11 protein-coding genes are annotated in these 18,348 nt (G+C 68.8%); 6 read left to right on the plus strand and 5 right to left on the minus strand.

Translation table 11 applies throughout. The annotated features are described in order from the left end of the window. Positions 1-6 precede the first annotated feature (6 nt). From ACIBL3_RS25665 to ACIBL3_RS25680, 4 genes are read right to left on the minus strand one after another with little or no spacing between them, the layout of a single operon-like run. Entirely contained in the window at positions 7-2,055 is a 2,049-nt protein-coding gene (locus ACIBL3_RS25665) for an ABC transporter ATP-binding protein (RefSeq protein ID WP_396356091.1), read from the minus strand. Further along, the gene (locus tag ACIBL3_RS25670) at positions 2,052-3,785 is read right to left on the minus strand and encodes an ABC transporter ATP-binding protein (protein WP_396356092.1); all 1,734 of its coding nucleotides are present in this window, start codon (positions 3,783-3,785) and stop codon (positions 2,052-2,054) included. Before ACIBL3_RS25670 ends, ACIBL3_RS25665 begins: the two co-directional genes overlap by 4 nt. Next, entirely contained in the window at positions 3,785-4,450 is a 666-nt protein-coding gene (locus ACIBL3_RS25675) for a TetR/AcrR family transcriptional regulator (protein WP_396356093.1), read from the minus strand. Before ACIBL3_RS25675 ends, ACIBL3_RS25670 begins: the two co-directional genes overlap by 1 nt. A 41-nt stretch (positions 4,451-4,491) precedes the next feature. Beyond that, positions 4,492-5,262 (minus strand): TetR/AcrR family transcriptional regulator, encoded by a 771-nt coding sequence (locus ACIBL3_RS25680; protein ID WP_396356094.1) that lies wholly within the window; start codon positions 5,260-5,262, stop codon positions 4,492-4,494. A 180-nt stretch (positions 5,263-5,442) separates the two neighbouring features. On the opposite strand from ACIBL3_RS25680, the gene ACIBL3_RS25685 reads away from it, so the two are divergent. The 4 genes from ACIBL3_RS25685 to ACIBL3_RS25700 all read left to right on the plus strand — a co-directional run bounded on the left by ACIBL3_RS25685 (position 5,443) and on the right by ACIBL3_RS25700 (position 12,669). Beyond that, entirely contained in the window at positions 5,443-7,329 is a 1,887-nt protein-coding gene (locus ACIBL3_RS25685; protein ID WP_396356109.1) for an ABC transporter ATP-binding protein, read from the plus strand. 43 nt (positions 7,330-7,372) lie between these two features. Next, a complete protein-coding gene (locus tag ACIBL3_RS25690; protein ID WP_396356095.1) occupies positions 7,373-10,321 on the plus strand; it encodes an SNF2-related protein in 2,949 nt (982 codons plus the stop codon). Next, complete coding sequence (locus tag ACIBL3_RS25695) at positions 10,318-11,643, plus strand: hypothetical protein (protein ID WP_396356096.1); 1,326 nt, start codon at positions 10,318-10,320, stop codon at positions 11,641-11,643. Before ACIBL3_RS25690 ends, ACIBL3_RS25695 begins: the two co-directional genes overlap by 4 nt. Positions 11,644-11,955: 312 nt before the next feature. Next, entirely contained in the window at positions 11,956-12,669 is a 714-nt protein-coding gene (locus ACIBL3_RS25700) for a hypothetical protein (protein ID WP_396356097.1), read from the plus strand. A 53-nt stretch (positions 12,670-12,722) separates the two neighbouring features. On the opposite strand, the gene ACIBL3_RS25705 is transcribed toward ACIBL3_RS25700, so the two are convergent. After that, the gene (locus tag ACIBL3_RS25705; RefSeq protein WP_396356098.1) at positions 12,723-13,268 is read right to left on the minus strand and encodes a hypothetical protein; all 546 of its coding nucleotides are present in this window, start codon (positions 13,266-13,268) and stop codon (positions 12,723-12,725) included. Between the two features lie 747 nt (positions 13,269-14,015). Between ACIBL3_RS25705 and ACIBL3_RS25710 the strand changes: the two genes are divergently transcribed. Together ACIBL3_RS25710 and ACIBL3_RS25715 are read left to right on the plus strand one after the other, a co-directional pair. Continuing rightward, positions 14,016-14,276 carry a hypothetical protein gene (locus ACIBL3_RS25710; RefSeq protein WP_396356099.1) on the plus strand — a complete coding sequence of 87 codons (261 nt, stop codon included), beginning with the start codon at positions 14,016-14,018 and terminating at the stop codon, positions 14,274-14,276. 87 nt (positions 14,277-14,363) lie between these two features. After that, the gene (locus tag ACIBL3_RS25715; RefSeq protein WP_396356100.1) at positions 14,364-18,299 is read left to right on the plus strand and encodes a hypothetical protein; all 3,936 of its coding nucleotides are present in this window, start codon (positions 14,364-14,366) and stop codon (positions 18,297-18,299) included. Positions 18,300-18,348: the final 49 nt, after the last annotated feature.

Consider the following 18,348-nt stretch of genomic DNA (forward strand, 5'->3'; position numbering starts at 1 on the left):
AATGGCTCAGACGCGGACGGCGCCGCCGGGTGGGCCGGCGACCGCAGGAGCTTCTTCGTCGATGTCGACGACCGCACCGCTGAACTGGGCGTTGTAGAGCCGGGCGTAGGCGCCGTCCACCGCCAGGAGCTCCTGGTGGTTGCCCTGCTCGACGATCGCGCCGTCCTCCATGACGAGGATCAGGTCGGCGTCGCGGATGGTCGAGAGCCGGTGCGCGATCACGAAGCTGGTCCGGTCCGACCGCAGTGCAGCCATCGCTCGTTGCACCAGGACCTCGGTGCGGGTGTCGACCGAGCTGGTCGCCTCGTCCAGGATCAGCAGTTGCGGATCGGCCAGGAACGCCCGCGCGATGGTCAGCAACTGCTTCTCACCGGCGCTGACGTTGCTGCCCTCCTCGTCGATCACCGTGTCGTACCCATCCGGCAGGCTGTGCACGAACCGATCGACGTACGTCGCCTTGGCCGCAGCGAGCATGTCGTCCTCAGTGGCGTTGAGGTTGCCGTACTGCAGGTTGTCCCGGATCGTGCCGCCGAACAGCCAGGTGTCCTGCAGCACCATGCCGATCCGCGACCGCAGATCGTGCCGGGTCAGCTCGGTGATGTCGACCCCGTCCAGGGTGATGCGGCCGCCGTTCAGCTCGTAGAACCGCATGATCAGGTTGACCAGCGTGGTCTTGCCGGCTCCGGTCGGGCCGACGATCGCGACCGTCTGGCCGGGTTCGGCGACCAGGCTCAGGTCGGTGATCAGCGGCTTGTCCGGGTCGTACGAGAACGACACGTGCTCGAACTCGACCCGTCCCCGCGCGTCGGTGACCTTCTCCGGCGTCGCGTCGTCCGGCACCTGCTCCTTGGCGTCCAGCACCTCGAACACCCGCTCGGCCGAGGCGACCCCGGACTGCAGCAGGTTCGCCATCGACGCCACCTGGGTGAGCGGCTGGGTGAACTGGCGCGAGTACTGGATGAACGCCTGGACGTCACCCAGCGACATCGTGCCGGAGGCGACCCGCAGACCGCCGACCACCGCGATCACCACGTAGTTCACGTTCCCGATGAACATCATCAGCGGCATGATCAAGCCGGAGATGAACTGCGCCCCGAACGCGGCCTGGTACAGCTCCTCGTTCTTCTTCGCGAAGTCCGCCTCGATCTCCTGCTGCCGGCCGAAGACCTTCACCAGCTCGTGCCCGGTGAACGCCTCCTCGATCTGGCCGTTCAGCGCACCGGTGTGCCGCCATTGCGCCACGAACCGGGTCTGCGACCGCTTGGCGATCGCCGCCGTCACGATCATCGAGATCGGGATCGTGACGAGCGCGATCAGCGCCAGCAGCGGCGAGACCACGAACATCATCGTCACCACGCCGATCACCGTCAGCACCGAGGTCAGCAACTGGCTCAGCGTCTGCTGCAGGCTGGTCGAGATGTTGTCGATGTCGTTGGTCACCCGGCTCAGCAGCTCGCCGCGGGGTGCGCCGTCGAAGTAGCTCAGCGGCAGCCGGTTGAGCTTGTCCTCCACCTCGGACCGCAGGTCGAAGATGGTGCGCTGGACGATGCCGTTCAGGATGTAGCCCTGCATCCAGGACAGTACGAACGACCCGGCATACAGGCACAGCACCAGAAGCAGCACGTTGCGCAGGGCATCGAAGTCGATGCCGACCCCCGGGATCAGGTCGATCCCCTGCAGCAGGTCGGCCAGCCGCCCGTTGCCCGAGGCCCGGGTCTGCTCGATCACCTGCTCCTTGCTCACCCCGCTGGGCAGGCCCTTGCCGATCGCGCCGGCGAAGATGATGTCGGTCGCCCGGCCGAGGATCTTCGGGCCGAGCACCGACAGCGTGACGCTGCCGATCGCCAGCATGATGACACCGAACACCTGCGTCCGGTGCGGACGCAGCCTGGCCAGCAGCCGCTTCGCCGACGGGAGGAAGTCGAGCGACTTGTCCCCCGGGATCCCGCCAGGCGGACCGAACGCCCGCCCAGTGGTCGGCCGTTCAGTTGCCTTGACCGTCGCCGGCCCCTGACCGTTCGGAGACGGCGGCGGTGTCTTGTTCTCCTCGCTCATGCCGCCTCCTCCGCGGACCGCTGGGACTCGACGATCTCGACGTACGTCGGGCAGCCCTCGAGCAACTCGTCATGCGTCCCCTTGCCGACGATCGCGCCGTCCTCGATCACCACGATCTGGTCGGCATCCACGATCGTGGACACGCGTTGCGCCACGATCACCACACACGCCTCCGCCGTGACCGGCCGCAGCGCCGACCGCAAGCGGGCGTCGGTGGCCAGGTCGAGCGCGGAGAACGAGTCGTCGAACAGGTAGATCTCCGGTTTGCGGACCAGCGCCCGCGCGATCGCGAGCCGCTGCCGCTGACCGCCGGACACGTTCGTGCCGCCCTGCGCGATCGGCGCGTCCAGCTCCTCCGGCATCGCCTCGACGAAGTCCTTGCCCTGAGCAATCTCCAGCGCCGTCCAGAGCTCCTCGTCGGTGGCGTCCGGGTTGCCGTACCGCAGGTTGCTCGCAACGGTCCCGGAGAACAGGTACGGGCGTTGCGGCACCAGGCCGATGCGCTCCCACAAGGCCTCCGGCTCGATGTCGCGAACATCGATTCCATCCACCAGCACCCGGCCCGCGGTCGCGTCGAACAACCGTGGAACCAGGGACAGCAGCGTCGTCTTGCCGGCGCCGGTGCTGCCGATGATGGCGGTCGTCTGGCCCGGCGAGGCGACGAAGCTGATGTCGCGCAGCACCGGCTCGGCCGCCCCCGGGTACTGGAACGAGGCGTTCTCGAACACCAACTGGCCGCGACCGGTGAAGGTGCGGATCGGGGTGACCGGCGGGCGGACCGAGGACTCGGTGTCGAGCACCTCGGCGATCCGGTCCGCGCACACCGAGGCGCGCGGCACCATGATCATGACGAACGTCGCCATCATCACCGAGAACAGGATCTGGATCAGGTAGCTCAGGAAGGCGGTCAGTGCACCGACTTCCATCGTCCCGCTCTCCACCCGGGAGGCGCCGAACCAGAGCACCGCGATGCTGGACAGGTTCAGGATCAGCATCACCACTGGGAAGACGAGCGCCATCAGCCGGCCGGCCCTGATCGCGGTGTCGGTGAGGTTCGCGTTCGCCTCCCCGAACCGCTCCACCTCGTGCGGCTCGCGGACGAACGCCCGGACCACCCGGATGCCGGTGATCTGCTCGCGCAGCACCCGGTTCACGCCGTCGACGTTCTTCTGCATCCGCCGGAACTGCGGGACCATCCGGCTGGCAATGAGGCCGACCGACGCCGCCAGCAACGGGACGGCGACCGCCACCAGCCAGGACAGGCCGACGTCCTCGCGGACCGCCATCACCACGCCGCCGACCATGGTGATCGGCGCGGCCACCAGCATCGTGCAAGTGGTGACCACGAGCATCTGGATCTGGGTGACGTCGTTGGTACTGCGGGAGATCAGCGTCGGCGCGCCGAACTGGTTCACCTCACGGGCCGAGAACTCCCCGACCCGGTGGAACACCGCAGCGCGCAGGTCCCGGCCCAGCAGGGCGGCGGTCTTGGCGCCGAAGTAGACGGCGAGCACCGTGCAGATGATCTGCACGAGGCTGACGCCGAGCATCCAGCCGCCGGTCTCCATGATGTAGCCGGTGTCGCCCTTGGCCACACCGTTGTCGATGATGTCGGCGTTCAGGCTGGGCAGGTAGAGGGAGGCGATCGTCCCGATCAGCTGCAGGACGACCACCATGGTCAGGTTTCCCGCGTACGGCCGCAGCTGCGTACGCAAGATTCGCAATAACATCAGGCATCCCCAGAGTCGTTGGTGCGAGGGCCGTCGAGGGCGAGCTCGGCGGCCTCACGGGCGCCCGGCTGGTCGCTGCCACGCTGGCGGAGACCGTCGAGGGCGAAGTCGACGATCTCCTCGGAGGACAGCACCGAACCGCCCGAAATCATTGGGTGGGTGGCCGAGAAGGTGATCAGCCCGATCCGGCGGACCACTTCCTCAGGCGTGAAGCGCAGTTGGTCCGCGTCCGGTCGGAGCAGGTCGGCGAAGGCCAGGTTGGCCAGGTCGGACTGCCGCTTGCGGCGAGCCTCGTCGAACGCCGTGCCCTTGAACTCCGGCGGGCGCCGCATCCGCAGCGCGAACATGAGTTTGAAGACGCCGCGCAGCCGGTTCTGGCCGATCTCGACGGCGGCGACCATCCGCTCCCGCAACGGCAGCGAGCGGTCGACCTGCTCCAGCGCGGTGATCAGGTCGGAGCTGTCGAACGCGGTCGCCATCGCCGCATCGATGAGCGCGTCCTTGCTACCGAAGGCACGGAAGATGGTGCCCTCGGCGATCCCGGCAGCCTCCGCGATCTGCTTGGTGCTCACCTCCACGCCGTACTCCTCGAGCAGCGGCAGCGCGGCTTTGACGATGGCCGCGCGTCGCTCTTCCGGTGGCAGTGGGGTCGCTCGTGGTGTCACGCATCGAGATTAACTGAGTGAGTACTCACTCACAACTGCGTTTACGCTTTCGGGCCAGACCGGTTCTCCACCAGCGCGGATACGCCCTCCAGCAGCCTCGCGAGACCGTATTCGAACGCATGATCGGAGTCGTAGGGTGCGTCGAACTCATTCCCGACCGCGGTCCCGACCCGGGAGGCGAGCGGGAACTTCTGCGCGTCGCCGATCTTGTCCAGGTGCGGCACGTGCGCCAGCCACCACTCCTTGTCGGTCATCCCCGACCGCTGGATCACCTGCCGCGCCTCCACAGCAGTCCGTACGGCGCCGTGCACGTACCCGTTGACCAGTGCGACCGTGTCGTCCATCTCGATGTCGGTCAGGCCGATCCCCTCGACGGCGGACAGCTCGTACTCGTACTTCGCCATCACCTGCGGACCGAGCGGCGGCCGGCTGATAGCGACCTGGAGCAGCCACGGGTGGCGCAGGTACAGCTCACGGTTCTCCCGGGCGACCTCGTCGAGCTTGGCGCGCCAGCCGCCGTCCACGTCACGTCGCGGCAGTTCGCCGTACACGGTGTCGAGCATGACGTCGAGGAGCTCGGCCTTGCCCGGGAAGTAGCGGTACAGCGTCATCGCGCCGGCGCCGAGCTCGTCGGCGACCCGGCGCATCGACATGCCGCCGATCCCTTCGGCGTCGGCGATCCGCAGTGCGGCTTCGACGATGCGCTCGACGGTGAGCGCCGGCTTGGGCCCGCGGGTCGGCTGCGGGCGGCGGCGCCAGAGCAGCTCCAGGCTCTTCGCGGGGTCGCCGCTGCCGGTGTACTCGGTATTCATGTGCGTCGCCTTCTCCGACCGGCTACAGTGGTGCGGTTACTTCGTACAGTGTACCCAGTTGGGAAGGAAGTTGACCTCAAGGATTGTTGAGGTTCTAGCGTCGGAAACTGTCGGTGGTCCGCGAGATCATCGGCGTTCCCAGGACAACCGAGCTGCCGGAGTCTCGCTGTGAGTATGGAAATGACCGCGTGGACGTCGATGTACCACGCGATGCACCGACAGGACGAGAAGCGGCCCTTCTCGCGTGCGACGCTGAAACGGATCCTCGCGTTCGCGCGGCCGCACCGGCGGGCGCTGATCCTGTTCCTGCTGCTGAGTGTCGGCGCCGCGATCCTCGCGGTGGCCACGCCGGTGCTGGCCGGGAACGTCGTCGACGCGATAGTCGGCGGGAAGGCGTTCAGCACGGTGCTGTGGCTGGCCGTCCTGATCGCGATCATCGCCGTCGCCGAGGCCGGGCTGGGTCTGCTGACTCGCTGGCTGTCGGCGCAGATCGGTGAGGGACTGATCCTCGACCTGCGCACCGCGGTGTTCGACCACATCCAGCGAATGCCGATCGCCTTCTTCACCCGCACGCGGACCGGTGCGCTGGTGTCGCGGCTCAACAACGACGTGATCGGTGCGCAGCGCGCGTTCAGCGACACGCTCTCCGGTGTGGTCAGCAACCTCGTGATGCTGGTGCTCACGCTGGTCGTGATGCTGCGCGTGTCATGGCAGATCACTCTGCTCGCGCTGGTGATCCTGCCGATCTTCGTCGTACCGGCGCGCCGGATCGGGAACCGGCTGGCGTCGCTGGAGCGGGAGGCGGCGAACTACAACGCGACGATGAGCACTCAGATGACCGAGCGATTCTCGGCGCCGGGCGCGACACTGGTCAAGCTGTTCGGCCGGCCCGCGCGGGAGTCGGCGGAGTTCGCGATCCGGGCGCGGCGGGTGCGTGACATCGGTGTGCGGACCGCGATGGTGCAGTGGGTGTTCGTCACCTCGCTGACGCTGGTGTCGGCGCTTGCGCTGGCCGTGGTGTACGGGTTGGGCGGCTTCTACGCGTTGCGCGACCAGCTTGACGCGGGCGCGGTCGTGTCGATGGCGCTGCTGCTGACTCGGCTCTACTCGCCGCTCACCGCGCTGGCGAGTGCGCGGCTCGAGGTGATGACCGCGCTGGTCAGCTTCGAGCGGGTCTTCGAGGTGCTGGACCTCGAGCCGCTGATCAAGGACAAGCCGGACGCCGGGACCGTGCCTGCCGGGCCGGTGTCGGTCGAGTTCTCGCACGTGAAGTTCGCGTACCCGTCGGCGGACAAGGTCTCGCTGGCGTCGCTGGAGGAGGTCGCGAAACTGGACACCCGCGGCGGGGTCGAGGTGCTGCACGACGTGTCGTTCCGCGCCGAGCCGGGTCAGATGGTCGCCCTGGTCGGCTCGTCCGGCGCCGGCAAGTCGACGATCGCCCAGCTGATTCCGCGGTTGTACGACGTCGACTCCGGGTCGGTGAAGCTCGCGGGCGTCGACGTACGAGATGTGAGCGCGGAGTCGTTGCGGGACACGCTCGGCATGGTGACGCAGGACGGGCACCTGTTCCACGACAGCATCCGGGAGAACCTGCTGCTCGCCCGGCCTGAGGCGGCCGAGGACGAGCTGTGGGACGCGCTGACGCGGGCGCGGTTGGCTGAGCTGATCAGGTCGTTGCCGGATCAGCTGGACACCGTCGTCGGCGAGCGTGGGTACCGGCTGTCCGGCGGTGAGCGGCAGCGGTTGACGATCGCCCGCCTTCTCCTGGCGCAGCCGCGAGTTGTCATTCTCGACGAGGCGACTGCCGCGCTGGATTCCACGAACGAGGCTGCTGTCCAGGCGGCGCTCACCGAGGCGCTGGAAGGCCGGACTGCGGTGGTCATCGCGCACCGGCTCTCCACGATTCGGGCTGCCGATCAGATCCTGGTGATCGAGGCCGGAGAGATCGTCGAGCAGGGTACGCATACCGATCTGCTGGCCGCGGGCGGTCGGTACGAGGAGCTTTACCGCACCCAGTTCGACCAGCCAGGCGCCGGTCCGACCGACGCGGAGGTGCTCACGGTCTGAGGTACGGCGGGATCCGGTGACAGGAGTGCCATGAGCTAGGAGGGTGTTGGGGTTGGCGGTAGCGGGGCAGCAGGAGCTGGCTGGTTGTGCGGTGGTCTTCAAACCGGCCGACCCACCACGAGCAGGCCGAGTGTGCTTCTGGGATCCGGACGGCGGGCAGCTCCCGCTCGGCGCCGGTGAGCAGACACACCTGGACCTGATCGTCGACGCGGAGCCGAGGACCGTCCGCGCGATCGTGCTCCCGGTTGCCGACGCGGTGCCATTGCTCGGCCGAGCCCGGCAGGCAGCTGCTGCGCACCCCTCGGCGGCCTTCTGGGGCGCCGCGTCCCTGGCCGCCCTCCAACTCGTTGCCCGTGGCAAGCTGCTACCCGGCGTCTCCCCCGCCGGCCACGACGCCTGGCGAGTAGGTCCACTAGACGCCGACGACGTCCACCGCGTCCTGTCCTTGGCAGAAGCAATGCCGCCCACCGCCCGAGCCCTCCCCCTGCAACCACCTCCCACTGAACCCTCCAGCACATCACCTGCCGCCCCTGAGCCAGCCGGCGCTTCCGTCTCTGGCGGGGCCACCGTTGGCGTGACTGTCGGCGGTCGGCTGGGCGGTGCGGGTGCTCAGGGGCCGGCATCCGCCGACGCGGGAGGTCGGGGAGGTGGGGTCGCCGGGGTGCGGTTGCCGGTGGCTGAGGATTTGTTGCGGAGCTTCCTGGACGCGGTTGCGGATGGCATGCCTCGGTCGCCGGCTGCGGCGAAGGCTCACCGGACTGACCTCTTCACCAGCACGAAACCTCAGCGGGTTGAGCGGTTGCGCGGATGGGCCGACGAGGTGGCAGTCGGGCTGGACAGTGGGGTCCGGATCTCGTTGCGGGTCGAGCTGCCGGAGACGATGGCGTTTCGGGCGGTCGTGCAGCTGCACAGCTTGCAGGATCCGACGCTCGTGCGGGATGCGGACGACGTCTGGGCCGAGGATGTGCCCGGGTTCGGGCCGCGGGCACGGATCGACGCGACACTGGCGATCCGACGGGCCGGGCGGGTCTGGGCGCCGTTGGGCCGGCTGCTGGAGTCCGCCGTACCGGATCGGATGGAGCTGTCGGACGAAGAGGTCGCCGACCTGCTCGCGGGCGGGGCTCAGCGGCTGACCGCAGCCGGCGTCGACCTGCATTGGCCGCGCAGCCTCGGGCGGGCGCTCACCGCGCGGGCGGCGATCACCTCGGCGGACGGTCCGCCGAGCGACCTGCCGAGCTTCTTCGGCGGGGACGCGACCCTCGACTTCAGCTGGCATGTTGCGCTCGGCAACGACCCGCTGACCGAGGCGGAGCTGGACCAACTGGCCGAGGCGACCCGCCCGGTGGTCCGGTTGCGCGACCAGTGGATGCTGATCGACCCCGAGCTGGCCCGCAAGGCGCGCGAGCGGATCCTCAAACCCGTGACCGCGATCGACGCCCTCGGCGCCGCGCTCACCGGGAGCACCGAGATCGACGGCCGCCAGATCGCGGTCAAGCCGGCCCAATGGCTCGAGGATCTGCGCGCCCGGATCGCCGACCCGGACCGCGCCGACGAGCTCATCGAAGCGCCCACCGGCCTGCAAGCCACCCTGCGCGACTACCAGCTGCGCGGTCTTCGCTGGCTGGATCGGATGACCTCGCTCGGCCTCGGCGGCTGCCTGGCCGACGACATGGGTCTGGGCAAGACGATCACCCTCATCTCACTCCACCTCCATCGCCAGGCCTCCCCCGACACGGCCGGCCCGACGCTCGTCGTCTGCCCGGCGTCGCTGCTCGGCAACTGGGAGCGGGAGGTCCAGCGGTTCGCCCCGGGCACACCGGTACGGCGCTTCCACGGGTCGGCTCGGTCCCTCGACGGCGCCGAGGACGGCTTCGTGCTGACGACGTACGGCACGTTGCGGCGGGACGCCGTACGTCTTGCTGCTCATCGCTGGGCGCTCGTCGTCGCCGACGAAGCGCAGCACGTGAAGAACCCATCGTCCGGTACGGCGAAGGCGCTGCGGACCGTGCCGTCACAGGCACGGGTCGCCCTGACCGGTACGCCGGTGGAGAACAACCTCTCCGAGTTGTGGGCGATCCTTGACTGGACCACGCCTGGGTTACTTGGCCGGCTCGGCACGTTCCGGAACCAGTGGGCCGCGCCGATCGAGGCGGACAAGGACGAGGAGGTCGCCGAGCGGCTGGCCAAACTGGTCCGCCCGTTCCTCCTCCGGCGCCGCAAGTCCGACCCCGGGATCGCGCCGGAGCTGCCGCCGAAGACGGAGACGGATCAGCCGGTGTCGCTCACGCGCGAGCAGGCGGTGCTGTACGAGGCGACGGTTCGCGAGCTGATGGCCGAGGTGCAGGCCAGCGACCGGATGGCGCGACGCGGGCTGATCGTGAAGCTGCTGACCGGGCTGAAGCAGATCTGCAACCACCCGGCGCAGTACCTGAAGGAGAGCGGCGACGCCCGGCTGACCGGCCGCTCCGGCAAGCTCGAGCTGCTCGACGAGTTGCTCGAGACGATCGTGGCGGAGGACGGCGCCGTGCTCGTCTTCACGCAGTACGTCGCCATGGCAAGACTGCTCGAGCGGCACCTGGCCGACCGTGGCATCGGCACCCAGTTGCTGCACGGTGGGACGCCGGTGCCGAAGCGTGAGGAGATGGTCGAGCGGTTCCAGGCGGGCGACGTGCCGGTGTTCCTGTTGTCGCTGAAGGCGGCTGGGACGGGGCTCAACCTGACCCGGGCCGATCACGTCGTGCACTACGACCGGTGGTGGAACCCGGCGGTCGAGGACCAAGCGACCGACCGGGCGTACCGGATCGGTCAGACCAAGCCGGTCCAGGTGCACCGGTTGATTGCCGAGGGCACCATCGAGGACCGGATCGCGGCCATGCTGGCGAGCAAACGCGAGCTGGCCGAGGCCGTTCTCGCGGGTGGTGAGGCGGCGCTGACCGAGCTGTCCGACGCCGAGCTGGCCGACCTGGTCGAGCTGCGAGGAGGCCTGCGATGACTGAGGCACGAGGGTTCCCGGCGTTCGCGGCGCAGCGGCGGAGCACGCGCGGACGGTCGTGGTGGGCGCGGGCCTGGGTGCAGGCGCTGGAGGACACGTCGCTGGATTCGGACCAACTGCGCAAGGGCCGCCGGTACGCGAACTCCGGGCAGGTCGGGACGATCACGATCAGCCCGGGGCGGATCGCGGCCACGGTCTACTCCCCCGAGGACACCTACGAGGCCGTCGTGACGGTCGACGAATTGAGCGCCGACGAGTGGAGCCGCTTCCTCGACCAGGTCGCCGAGCGCGCCGGTCACATCGCGGCGTTGCTGGACGGCGAGATGCCACATGACCTGGTGGAGGCGGCGGCCGATGCCGGCGTTCCGCTGCTACCGGGCATCGGGGATCTCGACTCCACCTGCACGTGCGACGGCTGGGAGCTCCCCTGCCAGCACGCCGCCGGCCTCTCCTACCAGGTCGCCTGGCTGCTCGACTCCGACCCGTTCGTCCTGCTCCTGCTCCGCGGACGGTCCCGCGAGGACCTCCTGGACCAACTCCAGAGCCGGCAGCTCCGCAACAGAAACGCGGCGTCCGCAGCGGATGCCCCGGTCGCGGACGGTGAGACAACCGCCGCGGCGGGCGGGGGCGGCACCGAGGGGCCGGGCGGGGCCAGCACCCGAGGCCTGGGCGAGGGCAGCACCCGAGGCCTGGGCGGGGGCAGCATCCGGGGGGCAGCTGGGAGCGGCCGGCTGGAGCCGGCTGGGGTGGCGGTGGCCGACGTTCTGTCCACGCCGGTTGCCGAGTTGCCTGACGTGCCTGAGCTGCCGGGGAAGGTGACACTCGACGAGTTGGCGGTCGGTGGGATCGAGCCGCCGGAGGGCATGTCGCCGACCACGTTGGCGCTGCTCGTGCTGGACGCGTCGCGCCGGGCGCGGGCGGTGCTCAACGCGCTGCTGCACGGAGCGCCGGAGCCACACGTGCTCGACGAGTGGCAGGACAGCGTCCGGCTGGCCGCCGACTTCCCGGAGCTCGCCGACGCGCTGGCCGACGAGAAGCTTGCTCTGGGCATCCAAGCCTGGAAGTACGGCGGCGCCCCCGGCCTCGACGTCCTAGAGCACACCTGGTCCCCACCCCCGGCCGACCTGGCCCGCGCCCGCACCGAGCTCACCGCCGCCGAGTTCACCGTCGAGATCCTCGACAACCGGATCACCGTCGGCCCGGACACCCAGCTCCGCCTGGACCACCACGGTCACTGGCACCCGTACCGCAAAGTCGGCACCACCTGGACCCCATCCGCTCCAGCAACCACCGACCCGCTCACCGCCCTGACGGATTGGTAAGCCACACAGCGGCGCGAGGTGGTGGGGGCAGCGAATCGTCCTCCGATGACACATCTGCCAGCCTTCCATGCTCGCATGTCGTCGGACCCCGCCCTGGCGAGTCAGTAGATCTCCCGGCTGTCGTCGAGCAACAGCGCCAAAGTTCGCTGATGTGGTCGACGTCGGTGGTGCGGGGGTCGAGCCACTCATCCCAGTTGTCGGGGGTGATCGTCATCAGCGGTCATCGCAGTGTGCGCGCACCACCACCCCGACGCCGGGTAGGGTCTGCTCTCGGCCGGACGAGCGAGTCCGGCGGGGAGGAAGGAACACCAAATGATGCGTGCCGGACTTGCCCTGCTCGCCGTACCACTGCTGGTCAGCTGCGGCGGCACCGCCGAGCAGAGCACGCCGCCACCGACGGCATCGACGATAGCCTCGGCGACCCCGGCATCACCTGCGCCAACTCCTGCGGCGACACCGTCACGAGCCGCATCGCCACGGGCGACTGCCACGCCGCGGCAGGACGATCTCGCGCAGCTGGTCGTCCGATCCGCCACCTTCACTCGGACATCGTCTCGGGACTGGGATCGGGAACGGGTCGGTCCGTTCGACGCCAAGCGGTTCGTCAGCAAGCTGTCCGGGACCCCGGAGGAGGATCGGAAGCTGCTCGCCCGGACCGGATTCGTCCGCGGATACGTCAGCATCCGCATGTCGTCCGACGGCCGACGACTGGTTGTGTACTTGTACCGGTTCCGTTCTCACGAGGGCGCAGTAACCCTCCAGGACCGCTTCTGGGACCAATACGAGCACGGCGACACCTTCACGGTCCGGGGAATCTCCCGCACCTGGACGGATTCAGGACTCTCCAAGAAGTCGTCGCCCACACGCTTCACGGCAACCGCCAACGTGAACTTTGTCGTCGGCAACGTCCTCGCCCAAGTGTCGGTGACCGAGTCAAGCGCGACCAGAGACGGCCTCCGCCCCGACACCCGACTCGCCGCCACCATCTCGAAACTCCAGCATGACCTCCTCGAGGCAGCTGGCTGATCCGTCGCGGCGTCAGGCACCAGGCCAGAGCCGCGGCCGGCCTCCACGGGCCGCTAGGTCAGGCCGAGGGCTTGTGTCGTGACCTCGCAGAACAGCGCCAAGTCGCTTTCGAGGTTGGGGTGCGGTCCCCTGTCGACGAGGATCTCCCTGCTGATGAACTCCTCGCCGTTGAAGGTCTCGCGGAAGACGATGTAGCCGGCGCCGAGCAGGACGGCGCCGTCGGCGGTACGGAGGATCCCCGACAGCCCGCCGAGGACGAGCTCGACCGTGTGCACACCCAGCGGGTCACCCGAAACGATCGTTTGGGACAGCGGTCCAGCCGCGTGTCGTACGACGGTGGCGCCGTTCTGCGGGTTCGTGTAGACGACCTTGACCTCCGTGACATTGCGGTAGTCGACCGGCTGGTTGGGTGCGAGGAACTCCGTTCCCTTGACGGTCACGGAGACCTGCACCGCCTCGCCGGTGCCGCAGAAGTCGCCGTCGGTGAACGATTCGGTGAAGCTGAAGCGGCTGGCCTCAGGATTGGCGGCGACCGCCGACGGCATTCCGCCCAACGCGAATGCGACGACGATTCCGACCACCAGTGCGAGCCTACGCATTGGTCCCCTCCATTCTGTGCCCCCGGCCGCGTGACGCGTTCGGTCACACCCGAATGCCCCGGCAGCACGGGTACCCCCTGTCGAGCAGAGCGCGGACCGGGCGACTCTGCCTGGATTGATGCCAGCCAGTGGCATCTTTGCCCCGATGCGTGATCACCGACCCGGGCGGCCATCCGCCGGTGGTCCCAAGACCAGCAAATCCCCCGGCGCGCGTCCTGTACACCACTCGAGCCCGACGACCCGAGAACGACCTCGTCAGCGACATGAATGTGCTCGTCCCGGTGGTCGTCGGCGAGGGCACGCGACTGTTCCCCGACAGCGGCCCAGTCACGGCGCTTGACCTCGAATCGCGCGCCTTCTCGAAGGGCATAACGCTCCAGGTCTACCGGCCGGCCGGGCGGCCGCAGTACGCAACCGCCCGGAGCACGCGGCAACGCTGCCGCAGTCAGTGCGAATCGGACGTGGATGGGTGCGGCCGCCAGGTAGGCAGCTGACGCCTGAGATGGAGCGGTAATTGAGGGGTTCAATGAAGACTAGTTGACTGAACTCTTCTGGGCGCCAGTTGGTGCTACAGCGGGTACCGGGAGAGGGTGTGGCGTGCCAAACGTTGAGCCGGGTCGTGGGTCGAGTTCGAGTCGGGTCTGCGATGGAGGGTGCTGTTCCCGGAACTCGAGCATGATGCGGCGTCGGGGTATCTGCGGGAGCTGGCGGCGTCGCAGCCGTCCTCGAACTGCTGGGGATCGGCGCGTGACCGGCCAGAGCATCGCGGCTTCCGGCGGCGGCAAAGTGATCTTGGCGAGGTGCCGGTTCCTGCGCGTCGACCCCAGCCAACTGCCGCGGATCGACGAGATGACCAGCAACGCCGAATCCCGCCTGGCCGAGGCGAACGACCGGGCTTGGCCCGGGGAGGTTGCCGCACTGGAGGAGTCTCTGCGCCATCTCCGGAAACGGCGAGACGAAGCCGAGCAGCAGCTACGCACAGCGGGCGCGGAGCTTTTGCCGGACTGACTGTCGAGTTGCTCTTGGTGATCAAGCTGCGCTGCATTGCTGGTCCAAGTTGGTCGTTTTCCAACACGAGGCTGCAAGGATGGCGGGGTGGATCGCCGAGTCGCGGGAGATGGTGCGCCCGGGCGTGGTCCTGGCCTGAGGCGCCGAAACGAGCGGGTCCTCGACGTACACGGTGCGGCTGAGCACAATCTGCGCGATGTCGATGTGTCCTTCGGGCCGGGGCTGACCGCGGTCGTCGGTGTGTCGGGGTCGGGTAAGTCGTCGTTGGCGTTCGACGTGGTTTATGCGGAGGCGCGGCGCCGGTTCGTCGAGTCGTTGGCGCTCGGCGGCAACAGAGCGCGGGTTCCCGCTGCGCACGTCCGGCGCATCGAGGGTCTGGGACCCGCGGTGTCGGTTGCTCAGAACGTCCTCAACCGGAACCCGGCCTCGACTCTGGCGACATCGGTCGGGCTGCATCCGTTCCTGCGAATTCTGTACTCACGATTCGCCGAGGTCGAATGCCCCGACTGCCACGTGCCGGTCCGGGCGCTTTCCGCCGAGGAGCGCCTTGCCACCGCGCTGGATCTGCTCGCTCGCAACGACGAACTCGATGTCGATGTCGCGATCGTGCGAGGCCTGGTGGGCAGTCACGCGCTCCTGCTTGCCGGCGTCCGGGGACAGTTCACCCAGGTCACCGTCGACGGACGCCCGTTGGCAGCGACGGCAGCGACCCGCCTCGACCCGGCGCTGCCGCACGACGTCGTCGTACGAGTGGCCACCCTTCGGCCTGGCGTGTCGGCAGGCGAGGTCCGGGCCACTCTGGAGCAGGCCGATGCGTTGGGCAGACCCGAGGTGCTGCTCGGCGGTACGTCGGTCCTGCGGGCACCGATCTGCCCGCAGTGCGGCGCGTGGGTCCGACCACTCGCACCGTCAGCCTTCCGGGGCGACAACGACACGTCGTCACACCGCATCGCCGGCGTCACGCTCCAGGAGCTGCTCGGTCGATCAGTGAGCGAGGTCCTCGAATTCGTGCAGCAGCTCTCACTGGGGCCGCGCGCTCGACGGATCCAAGACGAGTTGCTACGACGCCTGCGTCCGCTGCAAGAGGTGGGTCTTGGCTACCTCGCCCTCGACCGGTCGATGCCGACGCTGTCGCGCGGAGAGGCGCAACGCACCCGGCTCGCGGTCGTGCTCTCCGGGCGTCTCGAAGACCTGTTGCACGTCCTCGACGAACCGACCATCGGGTTGCACCACAGCGATCTCAGTCGACTGCTCGACGCCATTGTCGCCCTGCCGGGCCCGGTGCTGATGGTCGAACATGACCCACTGGCCGTCGCCATGGCCGACGATGTCGTGGAGATCGGCCCCGGCGGTGGCGAGGCCGGAGGCCGACTGGTGTTTCAGGGACCGCCCGCAGACCTGTGGCGGGCAGGCACCGCGTCGGGCATCAGCTTCTCCGGCAGCGCTCGCCGGCAACGTTCGCGACGCCCGGTCTCCGACGAGCGGATCCGGGTCACCGGCGCGAGCCTGCGCAACCTCCGCGATGTCGACTGCGAGGTCCCGCTCGGCGCGCTGACGGTGATCACCGGGCCGTCAGGGGCAGGCAAGACCACCCTGAGTCACGGGGTGCTGTTGGCTTCCTTGCGCGAGGGTGAACCAGTCGGGTGCGCGTCGTTCGACGCGCCGGTGACCCGGGCTCGTGCGGTGGATCAGGCGCCGCTGGGGAACAACCCACGGTCGAATCCGGCGACGTACACGAAGGTGCTCGACCGGATCCGCGACGTCTTCGCGAACGAGACCGGACGCTCCGCAGCGGACTTCACCTTCAACCGGGCCGAGGGCGCCTGCCCGGACTGCGAGGGGATGGGATCGGTGGCGATCGGCTTGAGCTATCTGGCGCCGATCTGGGTTCCGTGCGACGCCTGCGATGGCCGGCGCTACCGACCCGAGGTCCTCGAGGCGACCTGGGCGGGTCGGTCGATCGCCGACGTGTTGGCGCTGAGCATTGACGAGGCCAGCGCGGTGTTCGCCGAGCACCCGTCGGTGATCCGCATCCTGCAGTCCCTGCAGGAGGTTGGGCTCGGCTATCTGTCGCTCGGGCAGCCGTCTCCGAGCCTCTCCGGTGGGGAAGCCCAACGCGTACGGCTGGCCCGCGAGGTGGCCAAGGCGCGGACGGGCGACCTCGTGCTGCTCGACGAGCCCACGACAGGTCTCCACTCTGGCGACCTTGATCGGTTGCTCGCGGTGCTCGACCGGCTGACAGACAACGGCTGCACGGTGGTCGTCGTCGAGCACCAGCCGGACGTGATCGCCGCCGCCGACTGGCGCATCGATCTAGGCCCGGGCGGTGGTCCCGCGGGCGGACGCCTGCAGCATTGCGGGGCGCCTGTTGCCGAAAAGCAGCCGCGGGTACGTCCGCGCGCCGAACCGCGTACCGACCGACGGTCCAGCGATGCAATCCGGGTCCGCGGTGCCCGCGCTCACAACCTGCAAGCTGTCGACGTCGACTTCGCCAAGGGTCGGTTCACTGTCGTCACGGGCGTCTCGGGTTCGGGCAAGTCGTCGTTGGTCCACAACGTCGTGGAGTCCGAGGCGGCCAGGCGGCTGCTCGAGTGCCTGTCGGTCTACGAGCGCCAGTCGGTCCGCGAGGGACCGGAGGCTCCGGTCGACTCGCTGACCGGGCTGGGCCCGACGATGAGCATCGACGGGGCCGGCAGGACCTTCGGCGCGCTCGGGCCGGGCTTCTACGTCTGGGATGCCGACCGGGTCACCGTCGGTCGGTCCAGCGACCTCGACCGCCTGTTCGCCGTGATCATCGCCCGTGCCGGTGTCCGCACCTGCCTTGCCTGCGGCAACGACGCCGTACGCCGGACGTCCCCGAAGCCGGAGGCAGCGTGGAGCTGTGCCGACTGCGGGACCAGTGCGGTGCCGATCGAGCCGCGACATCTGGTGGGGTCACCGGTGTCGACCTGTCCGCAGTGCCTGGGACTCGGAGTCGAGCGGGAATTCGACTTCACCAAGTTGATCGTGGCGCCGGACGTGCCGATCGTCGACGGCGTCTTCGGCGACAGCCTGGCCTGGTTCCGCGCCACCGGCGGCATGGAGCAGCCTATGCGGTCGCTGGCCGAGCGGTATCGGTTCGACCTGGACAGCACCCCGTGGACGGAGTTGGGCGACGAGGCCCGGCACGCAGTCATGTACGGCGACGCGTCCTGGGTCGGGTTGAACAGTTGGGCCGCGAACGACGTCGGTGGCAAGGACTCGACCGAGTTTCCGTGTCGGGAGTGCGGTGGTCGTCGGCTCCGTCCGCCGTACCTGGCAATCCGCCTTCAGGGACGCGGACGGGATGAGCTGTTCTCGACCCCGCTGGCCGACCTGGAGGCCGTCCTGTCCTCGATGGACGTGCCCGACGATCTGCAAGCGGCAGACGCCCGGTCCAGCGCGCTGCATCGGCTCGGCTTCCTCCGTGCCGTCGGTCTGGGCTACCTGCAACTGAACCGGTCGACCTGGACGCTGTCGGCCGGCGAGGCGCAACGAATCAAACTGGCGTCGGTACTTGGCGCCGGACTGGTCGGTACGACGGTCGTGCTCGACGAGCCCTCCCGCGGCCTGCATCCCTCGGAGGTGAACGCCTTGGCCCGGACGCTGACCGAGATACGGGCCGCCGGCAACACCGTCATCGCCGTCGAGCACGACCCGATCGTCATCCGTGCCGCCGACGACATCGTCGAGATCGGTCCCGGTCCCGGGCGATCGGGTGGTCGCCTGGTCGGACTGGACAGCCCGCAGTCGGTGACGCGGGCGGTTCTGGACGGACGGGTTCCTGCGATGCTCCGCGACCGCCGTCGGGAGCCGACTGGTTGGATGCAGGTCACCGGAGTGCGGGAGAACAACCTCGATTCACTTGACGTCCGCGTCCCCCTCGGCGTGCTGGCCGGCGTCTGCGGAGTGTCCGGGTCGGGTAAGTCCTCGCTCGTCGTCGACACCATCGCGCTGGGGAGCAATGATCAGAACCTGTGGATGGCCCTCGGCGGGGTGACATGAAGGAGCGCACCTTCCCGAGGAAGATCTGAAGCCCATGCAGTTCTGATCA

The sequence above is a fragment of the Kribbella sp. NPDC050124 genome (genome assembly GCF_044460355.1).
GTDB lineage: Bacteria > Actinomycetota > Actinomycetes > Propionibacteriales > Kribbellaceae > Kribbella.

Excerpts from the sequence above, each read along its gene's own strand:
- ACIBL3_RS25705 (WP_396356098.1), bottom strand. The coding sequence starts at position 13,268 with ATGCGTAGGCTCGCACTGGTGGTCGGAATCGTCGTCGCATTCGCGTTG.
- ACIBL3_RS25670 (WP_396356092.1), bottom strand. The coding sequence starts at position 3,785 with ATGTTATTGCGAATCTTGCGTACGCAGCTGCGGCCGTACGCGGGAAAC.
- ACIBL3_RS25665 (WP_396356091.1), bottom strand. The coding sequence starts at position 2,055 with ATGAGCGAGGAGAACAAGACACCGCCGCCGTCTCCGAACGGTCAGGGG.
- ACIBL3_RS25680 (WP_396356094.1), bottom strand. The coding sequence starts at position 5,262 with ATGAATACCGAGTACACCGGCAGCGGCGACCCCGCGAAGAGCCTGGAG.
- ACIBL3_RS25695 (WP_396356096.1), top strand. The coding sequence starts at position 10,318 with ATGACTGAGGCACGAGGGTTCCCGGCGTTCGCGGCGCAGCGGCGGAGC.
- ACIBL3_RS25685 (WP_396356109.1), top strand. The coding sequence starts at position 5,443 with ATGACCGCGTGGACGTCGATGTACCACGCGATGCACCGACAGGACGAG.
- ACIBL3_RS25700 (WP_396356097.1), top strand. The coding sequence starts at position 11,956 with ATGATGCGTGCCGGACTTGCCCTGCTCGCCGTACCACTGCTGGTCAGC.